Source organism: Novacetimonas hansenii JCM 7643, from assembly GCF_000964405.1.
Classification (GTDB): domain Bacteria; phylum Pseudomonadota; class Alphaproteobacteria; order Acetobacterales; family Acetobacteraceae; genus Novacetimonas; species Novacetimonas hansenii.
The window spans coordinates 1-9,015 of record NZ_BANE01000014.1 but is presented as its reverse complement, the minus strand read 5'-3'; the positions used below and the strand labels follow the sequence as shown (position 1 = coordinate 9,015).

At 61.7% G+C, this 9,015-nt stretch carries 7 protein-coding genes; 4 read left to right on the top strand and 3 right to left on the bottom strand.

The window, feature by feature from the left end:
* Positions 1 to 208: 208 nt before the first annotated feature.
* Positions 209 to 781 (bottom strand): DJ-1/PfpI family protein, encoded by a 573-nt coding sequence (locus B7G66_RS01195; RefSeq protein WP_003622060.1) that lies wholly within the window; start codon positions 779 to 781, stop codon positions 209 to 211.
* A gap of 236 nt (positions 782 to 1,017) precedes the next feature.
* Entirely contained in the window at positions 1,018 to 1,566 is a 549-nt protein-coding gene (gene moaB, locus B7G66_RS01190; RefSeq protein WP_040512923.1) for a molybdenum cofactor biosynthesis protein B, read from the bottom strand.
* A gap of 357 nt (positions 1,567 to 1,923) precedes the next feature.
* Here moaB and B7G66_RS01185 point away from each other — a divergent pair, with 357 nt between their 5' ends.
* Both B7G66_RS01185 and B7G66_RS01180 read left to right on the top strand, forming a co-directional pair.
* On the top strand, positions 1,924 to 3,405 hold the full coding sequence (locus tag B7G66_RS01185) for a carbohydrate porin (protein ID WP_003622054.1): 1,482 nt from the start codon (positions 1,924 to 1,926) through the stop codon (positions 3,403 to 3,405).
* Positions 3,406 to 3,454: 49 nt separating this feature from the next.
* Positions 3,455 to 4,465, top strand: coding sequence for a phosphotransferase enzyme family protein (locus B7G66_RS01180; protein WP_003622053.1), 1,011 nt, complete (start codon positions 3,455 to 3,457; stop codon positions 4,463 to 4,465).
* 221 nt (positions 4,466 to 4,686) lie between these two features.
* Here B7G66_RS01180 and B7G66_RS17725 read toward each other — a convergent pair whose 3' ends face one another.
* Positions 4,687 to 4,860 carry a hypothetical protein gene (locus B7G66_RS17725; protein ID WP_003622052.1) on the bottom strand — a complete coding sequence of 58 codons (174 nt, stop codon included), beginning with the start codon at positions 4,858 to 4,860 and terminating at the stop codon, positions 4,687 to 4,689.
* Between the two features lie 217 nt (positions 4,861 to 5,077).
* On the opposite strand from B7G66_RS17725, the gene B7G66_RS01175 reads away from it, so the two are divergent.
* Together B7G66_RS01175 and B7G66_RS01170 are read left to right on the top strand one after the other, a co-directional pair.
* Positions 5,078 to 6,211, top strand: coding sequence for a metallophosphoesterase family protein (locus B7G66_RS01175; RefSeq protein WP_040512919.1), 1,134 nt, complete (start codon positions 5,078 to 5,080; stop codon positions 6,209 to 6,211).
* On the top strand, positions 6,208 to 8,871 hold the full coding sequence (locus B7G66_RS01170) for an AAA family ATPase (RefSeq protein ID WP_003622050.1): 2,664 nt from the start codon (positions 6,208 to 6,210) through the stop codon (positions 8,869 to 8,871). The genes B7G66_RS01175 and B7G66_RS01170 overlap by 4 nt, the downstream gene beginning before the upstream one ends.
* The last annotated feature ends 144 nt before the right edge of the window (positions 8,872 to 9,015 follow it).

The following is a 9,015-nucleotide window of genomic DNA, read 5'->3' as shown; positions in this document are numbered from 1 at the left end:
AGGCGACGTCTTCTGAAGCTTTTTGGAAAAAGCTTCACCAAAAAAACTTTATAATTTCAGGATGTTATTGAGCCTGACTTTTCAAACAGCCTCTAAGACGACACCGCCTTTCGCAGGAAAATGCGGTGTCCATCCTTGTTGATGTTGGCTGTCGACAGGCGACATGGGCACCGCCCTTGCCTGCCCCTGTGCCGGTGCCGGTGCCGGTTCAGACCTCGACCCGGGCGCCCAGCACGGCGATGAACTGCGCCAGCCATGCCGGATGTGCGGGCCATGCGGGGGCCGTCACCAGCAGTCCATCGGTAATGGCCGCGTCAATCGCAATATCGGCAAATATCGCATCCGCCAGTTCGACATCGGGACGACAGGCGGGATAGGCCGAAACCTTCCGGCCCGAAATGATCCGTGCCGCCGCCAGCAACTGCGCCGCATGGCAGATCGCGGCAATCGGGCGATCCGCGAATGCACGCACCAGGTCAATCACCCGCGCATCCAGACGCAGATATTCCGGCGCACGACCACCGGGAATAATCAACCCGGCATAATCGGCATGCCGCACCTCGCTGAACGTGGCGGTCAGGGCGAAACGATGGCCGGGCTTTTCGCTGTAGGTCTGCGCACCCTCAAAATCATGAATGGCGGTCAGGACATGATCGCCCTTTTCCTTGTCCGGGCAGACGGCATCGACCTGATAACCAAGCATGCCAAGCGCCTGATAGGGGACCATGACCTCATAGTCCTCTACATAATCACCAGCCAGGAGAAGGAGTTTTTTCGCCATTTCAGAAGCGTCTTTCCTTAAGAAACCGTTTCAAAACAATCTATTGGTGGCAAAGAACACAACTGTCCGGGCGCTGATTTTTCCCAAAAGGCGACACGTTATGTGCTGCATTTTGAAAAAAGCGTCACCAAGGACGTTTGCGGGTTCGCAGCCATGCCATAGGCATCATGGGCATCATGGGCATCATGGGCATCATGGACCTGCCTGCGCCCACGCACACCGTCAGCCGTGTGCCATCAATCGTGCGCAGGGGGCAGATGTTCACGCAGGCGCGGCATCAGTTCAACAAAATTGCAGGGCACATGGCGACTGTCGAGCTGCCAGACAAGGATATCGTCCCACCCGTCACGCACCGCCCCCGTGGAACCGGGCAGCGCGAACAGGTACGTCCCGCCCGCCACCCCCGCCAGGGCCCGCGACTGGATGGTGGAGGTTCCGATCTTTTGATAGGACAGCATGCGGAACAGTTCGCCAAACCCCTCGATCCGCTTGTCGATGACACGTTCGAACGCCTCTGGCGTTACGTCACGGCCCGTGACGCCGGTGCCGCCGGTGGAAATCACGGCATCGACCTGCGGATCGGCAATCCATTGCGACAGGCGCGCCGCGATCGCATCGGCGTCGTCACGTTCGATCGCACGGTCGGCCACGTGATGGCCGGCAGCAGTGATCCGGTCGGCCAGGATCCCGCCGGAACGGTCATCCGCCAGCGTACGGGTGTCAGAGACGGTCAGCACCGCAATGCGGACCGGCAGGAAGGGCTTGTTCATATCCAATCGAGACATGACGCGATCTTCGCCCCTGCGCATACCATTCGTCAACGTTGACCTGCCACCCTGACGGGGCGGGCACGAAGGAATGACCACAGGAACGACCTGCAGGGAACGTCTTTCAGGGAACGACCATCAGGGGGCCTGCGTCATAACATCGCGAAAACATGAACGTGAAGGCCACCCTATAGAAAGGGTTAAAGTGGAAGTCTAAAATAACTTTATTCAATATTTGTGCATCGCACAAAAAAATTACCGCCTTTGTAACAGCGCAATATTTTTAAATTTCAGGAGTTGCGGAGAAATATGCGTCATATTATTGCATACTAAATAAATGTTCATAAAATCTATTGTCCAAGGTTCATCTTCAATATGAAATATGCTACGAATGCGCGGATGATCAGGATAATTCCACCCTTTCTTGCCCCTATCGTGCTGTCTTTTCTTGCGCTTATCGCCGTCCGGGACCCGGCCTTTGCACAGGCCATACCCGGTGACGCCATGGGTGGGATTGGCACCCAGCCGATGATGGCCGCCAACGCACGCCGCACGGACTCCGCCTGGGCGCAGGACCCGGGCCAGTTCTTCAGCGCCCCATATGGCGACCAGCACTTCTTCGGAAGCTGGCTGGGCCTGCAGCCATGGCTGGTGCGTCACGGCATCCATATCGCCGCGGACGAGCATGAAGAACTGGCCGGGAACTTTCGCGGGGGGGCAAAGCAGGGCGTGACCGACGCCGGGCAGACGGGCGTGGAAATCGACATCGACTGGAACCGGTTGGCGGGGGTAAAAAATTTCTGGACCCATACCATGATCGTCAACGGCCATGGGCAGAACCTCAGTACACAATATATCCACGATTCCCTTGGTGGCGTGCAGCAGATCTATGGCGCACGTGGTAATGTCGTGGCGCATCTTGTCTATATGTATGCGGAACAGTCATTGTTTCATAACCGCCTCGACATCAGTGCGGGGTGGATTCCGGTCGGCAGCTTCTTTGCTGCGTCACCGCTGTTCTGTAACTTCATGAACGTGTCGATCTGCGGCAATCCCGCGCCGGGCAAGTATGTTCCGGGTGGCCGCGACTGGCCTTCGGGTAACCTTGGCGTGGTGATGCGTGTCATGCCGACGGTCGATACCTATATCATGGCGTCGATGTTCGCCGTCTCGCCACATTCGTTCAATGGCGGTATCTCGGGCTGGGCCTGGGCGCAAAGCGGGCTTGGCCACTTCTCCACCCCGGTGGAAATCGGCTGGCTGCCGGAATTCGGCCGCCATCACCTCGCCGGTCATTACAAGGCGGGATATGGCTATGACAATTCGCAGTATAATGACCTGTTCGAGGACATCGACGGCAATTCGGCGGTCATCACGGGTCGCCCCTTCCGCAAGCAATCAGGGGTAAGCACCGCATGGTTCCAGGCGGACCAGATGTTCGTGCGCAATGGCAAGGGCCCGACGAATGGCCTGATCGGCATGGCGGGGTATATGTATACCTCCGGCAAGGTTTCGGCCATGAAGCAGCATGTGTGGGCGGGCATGATCGAAACCGGCGCGAAATGGGGCCGTCCGCTCGATACCGTGGGCGCGATGTTCCATTATTTCGAAATGAGCCGATCTTCGGTATTGCAGCAGGAAGCCTCCATGCTGACGGGACGGCCGCTGCTGTCGAACCAGTGGGGACAGGCCTGGGGCATCCAGACGCATGAGGATGTGTACGAACTGTTTTACAACATCCATGCGGCGCGCGGCATGAGCTTCCAGCCCGATTTCCAGTATATCAACCGTCCGGGCGGCACCACGACATATCACGATGCCGCCGTGATGGCGTTGCAGTTCAACTGCATCCTGTAAACGTCCCCCATCGCGGTTATGCGCACAAAGCTGTAGGAAAGGCGGCATCATGACCGATGCCGCCTTTCCCATATCCGACGCGGGCGATCACGACATGCTCGCCCATGCCGCCATGGCCCTGTATCCCCCGACTGAACGCGGGGTGCCACGGCTGTTATGCCTGTCAGAAAATGCCACCTACCGCATTGACCTGCCGGACGGGGGACGACGTGTCCTGCGTATCCACCGCCCCGGCTACCACGATGCGACAGAAATCCGCAGTGAACTGGCATGGCTCGACAGTCTGCATGCCACCGGGCTGCCGGTGCCGCGTGCCGTGCAGGCGATGGATGGGGAACGGCTGCATCGTATGACCCTGCCCGGCATGACGGGACGGCACGTGGTCATGTTCAACTGGATCGACGGTACGGAACCCACACCGGATATCGCACCCGACAGCTTCGCACGCCTTGGCCGCATGACCGCGCACCTGCACCGCCACAGTCGCGCATGGCAACGACCCGCAGGTTTCCGGCGTAAATCATGGACGCATGCCACCATGGTCGGGCCACAGGCCCCATGGGGACAATGGCAGGCCGCGCACGGGCTGGATGATGCGGCGCGCGACATGATTACCCATGCGATGGCGCGGGTTGGTGCTGAACTTACGGCCTATGGCCATGGTGCGGCACGGTTTGGCTTGATCCATGCGGACCTGCGGCTGGCCAACCTGCTGATCGCGGGGGGGAAGACACACATCATTGATTTCGATGATTGCGGCTTCAGCTGGTTCATGCAGGACCTTGCCGCGGCCCTCAGTTTTTTCGAGGACCATCCCCGCATGCCCCATTGGGTCGCGCACTGGTTGCGGGGATATAATACCATCGCCAGCGTGACGCAGGCCGACCTGTCGATCCTGCCCGCATTGATCGCGCAACGCCGGATTCAGCTTCTGGCATGGGGGGCGTCACACGCCCAGACGGCACAGGTGCAAGGCCTTGGCCCGCAATGGAACGCACGGTGCGTCACATTATGCCGCGATTACCTCGACGGGTGCCTTGCACGCCGCATCGGGGTGTAAAAACCGGCAGGGAAACGCCCCCTGCCCTGCCCCCTATGGGGGAAATGGCGCTATGCCGTATCGGAGAATGGCTGACCCGGTCATATCATGCGGGCATATCACCCGATCGTATCGTCAGGAACGCTTCGCCGGCAGTCATCACGCACAACCATGATCCATGTCATTCCCCCGTGCCACCATGGATGATATCCACATGCCACAGGATATATGGCGGGGCGGGATCAGGCCTGTTCGGCAACACAATCCAGCGTGCGGGCATAATCAAGCAGCGCGCGGCGGTGGCTGAGGTGGATGGAGCGTACATTCTGCGAACGGGCCGTCGTGTCATCGGACGACAGGACGGGCGCTGCGGAATGGGACGCACCCTTTATAAGCGTATCAGTCACTGAAGGCATCGTTTCGTATTCCGTAAACTGTGCCGAAGCAGGGGCATCGCGACAGTGAGTCGTCGCAATCAATGAATTATTACCTAATCGTCATATATGACCAGATTGAGGCAGCAAGGCCATAGTTTGAATTTATATACAGCTTTCTGATCACTTTTTCGTTTACTCCCTCCCCCACCCTTCCCGCTACCTTGTGACATGACGAAGGTGGGTGATAATCGCGGCCATGCGCTTTGTTCACACATCCGACTGGCAGGTTGGCAAGGTCTTTCGCTTTGCCGATGACGACACGCAATCCGTCCTGCAGGACCAGCGGCTGGAGGTTATCGGCAGGATCGGCCGCCTTGCCCGCGACCAGGGCGCAAGCGCGATTGTCGTGGCAGGCGACATCTACGACCATGAAATCCCGGTGGACCGCACCCTGCGCCAGCCCATCGAACGGATGCGACAGTTCCCAGACCTGTGCTGGCATCTGATCGCGGGCAATCATGACCCCAACGTGCCCGGCGGCATCTGGGACCGGCTGCATGCCATCGGCCTGCCGGACAATGTGCGCGCCCACCTTGACGGCGGGCCCGCCGCCATGGACCCGCACGGCACGGCCTGGGTCATTCCTGGTGGCCTCAAACGCCGCCATGTCGCAACAGACCCGACGGCGGAAATGGATTCGGCCGAAACGCCGCCCGGGGTCATCCGCGTCGGTCTGGCGCATGGATCGGTGCGCGATTTCGGCGGTGACGAGGCACAGAACCGTATCGCCATCGACCGTGCCCGTCGCGCGGGGCTGTCCTACCTCGCCCTTGGGGACTGGCACGGGACGCAATGCATCGACGACCGCACATGGTATAGCGGCACCCCGGAAATCGACGGTTTCGACCGGGGGGGCGATGGCGGTGGGCATGCCCTTGTGGTGGACCTTGCCGGTCCCAACGCCCGGCCGGAGGTTACGTCCCATCGCGTGGGCCGCTTTGTCTGGCATCGCGATACGGCCACCCTGACGGGGGCGCAGGACATCACCGCACTGGAACATCGCCTGCGCAATATCGACCCGCAGGAGGCAGGTCGCGTACTTGTATGGCTGTCAGTGCGCGGTGCGCTCCCGCTGGAGGGGTTGCAGACCTATCAGGATATGCTCGACGCGCTGGGGTCGGCCCTGCGGCTGCTGCGTGTCGATGGGGAACCGACCCTGCTGGCGGATGCGGATGACCTGGACCTGTTCGGCACCGGGGCGGTACGCACTGCCGCCACCATCCTGTCGGAACGCGCGGGCCAGGGCGACCCGGCGCAACGTGACATCGCCACTGCCGCCCTGCGCCGCCTTGCGCTGATGGTGCATGGGCAGAAGGGGAACACGCCATGATCCTGCATGGGATGGAGGTCGCGCACCTGCGCAAATTCGTCACGCCGACGCGCCTGTGCGGTCTGGGGCCGGGGCTGAACGTGCTGGCCGCGCGCAATGAATTCGGCAAATCCACGCTGCTGGCGGCGCTGCGTGCGGCGTTCATGTGGCGTTATAACAGCACGAACAGGCTCATCAAGGAACTGCGCCCCTTGGCCGATCAGGGCGCGGGGCCCAGCGTGCATGTGGATTTCAGTATCAACGACATCCAGTGCCACCTTGAAAAACGCTTCCTGTCGCGCGCAGCCATGAGCCTGCGGGTCGGGGAAGCGACGTTCGCAAATGCAGATGCAGAAGAAAAGCTGCATGAAATCATGGGGCTGGAATCACAGGGGCGGGGCGAGGCCTGCGGCATCTGGAATGCGCTGTGGGTTGCACAGGGCGACAGCCTGAAACAGCCCGAACTGACGGGCCGGGCCGGCACATCCCTGACCGCCTGCCTTGAGGGGGAGCTTGGCAACATCACCGGCGGGGCGGAGGCGACGCGGTTTCTGGCGATGGTGCGTGATGAACGCGCCCTCCTGCTTGATGGGCGCGGCCATCCAAAAGGGCGGTATAAAACCGCCATCACGGAAGAAGACGCCGCCTGCGCGGAGATCACGCGCCTGCGCGAACGTCGCCGCATGCTCGAAGACGATATAGAAAGTCTGGCGGAACAGCGTCGGCTGCTGCACCATGCCGATGACGCCACCCGGCATGAACAGGAAACCACCGACCTGGCACAGGCCCGGCGCGAACGCGACCGCCTGCACCAGCACGCCGCGCGCCTGAAGGCCGCACAGGCAGAAGTACGGCTTGCGCAGGGGGGCGTGACCCTTGCGCAAGAAAATATCGCCAGCCGCGCGAAGATGGAGGCCGAACGCCAGCACCTGTGCACGGTCGTGGACGACCTGCGCACGGCGATGGACACCGCGCAGCAACGCCACGAACGCGCCGAACAGGCCACCACGGCACGTCAGCACGACCTTGAACACGCCATGGCGGCCCAACGCGCGGCACAGGATATGCACCGCCGTGTCAGCAGGCGCGAACAGGCCAGCATATGGCGACGCGAACATACCGACGCCACCACCCTTGTCACACGGCTGGAACATGCGGCGCAGCAGGTGGCGCAGGCCGAACTTCACCTTGCGACCTTGCATGTCGATGACGCCATGATGGACCGCCTGCGCCAGGCGGAGCGGGCAGCCGACCACGCCTGCGCGCGTTACAGCGAACAGGCGACCCGCATCGAATTCCACCTGCCCCCCGATACCGCACGCCAGATCAGCATCGACGGCGTCGCATTATCGGGCACGCACCTGGAAATCACGTCGGCCACCACCTTACGAATCGCGGGAATTGGCGATATCCGCATCACACCACCGGGCGATGGCGACCATGCACAGGCCCTGCATGCCCGTACACAAACGCGCGAGGCGCTGACCGCCCTGCTGACGCAGGCAGGATGCGTGGACATGGCCGGGGCGATGGACATCCATGCGGCCTGGCGGCAGGCCGGACGTGCTGTCAGCGAAGCCCGCACGATGCAGGCCCACCTGCTGCCAACCGATATGCCGGACCCGGCGGCGGCGCTGGCGGCGGCAAAGGCGCGGGTCATGGAACGCGACCGGCTGCTCGCCAGTATCGCGCAGGATCCCGATGCCGCCACACTCCCCCCCATGGCAGAGGTGCAGGAGGCCGTCAGCGCCGCCGAAACACGGGTGGAACGTGCGCGCGCCGCCCTGCTGGCCCCCGATGGCGAAGCCCGGCAGGCGCGCGACCTGCTGACGCGCCATCGCACGGAACTGGAACAGGCGCACCAGCAGCTTGAACGCCTGACGCTGGAACTGACACGCGACCGCGTGGCACGCCCTGATGCCGCCCTCGCCACCCAGCATCAGCAGGCACAGGCCACCCGTGATACCGCCGAAAGCGCCCTGCGCGCATGCGAGGCCGATCGCCCCGAAGAGGACGAAGCCATGGTGGATGCCCGCATCAGCCGCCTTGAACGCACGCTGGAGGAGCGGCGCACACGTGTGGGGGAACTGCGCCAGGCGATCGCCGCCCTGTCAAGCCGTATCGAAAGCGCAGAGGGCGACGGGCTGGACGAACGGATCGCGGGACATGAACGCCTGCGCGACGGGCATGCGCGTGAACGCGCCGAATGTGCGCGGCAGGTGGAGATCCTGACCCTGCTGGCCGATACGCTGGCAACGACGGCGCGCACTGCGACGGAACAGTACCTCGCCCCCCTGACGCGCGCGATGGAACCGGCCCTGCGCGGGCTGTTCCCCCGGGCGCAGGTAACATTGGGGGCCGATTTCTCGATCACCGGGATCACGCGTACCACGACAGAGGAATTTGCCGACCTGTCCGATGGCACCCGTGAACAGATCGCGGTGCTGGCGCGTCTGGGCATGGCGGACCTGCTGCATACACGCGGGCAGCAGGCGATGGTGGTCCTGGATGATGCGCTGACATTTTCCGACAGCGGACGCATGGAACAGATGTTTGATATCCTGACCGAAATATCGCGCCGTGTGCAGATCATCATCCTGACATGCCGGTCCGAACAGTTCGCAGGGCTGGGCGCACGACGACTGAGCGTGGAAGCCGTAGAGCAGGCCTTGCCGCTGTAACCATACAGGACCATGCAGGCGTTTCTGAATTGCGAAGGTCCATGAAACGCCACCTTAGAAATTGTTTGAAAACAACCCATTGATAAAAAATAAAAGTTTTTGGGTGCTGCCTTTTTTCAAAAAGGCAGCGTCTTCTGAAGCTTT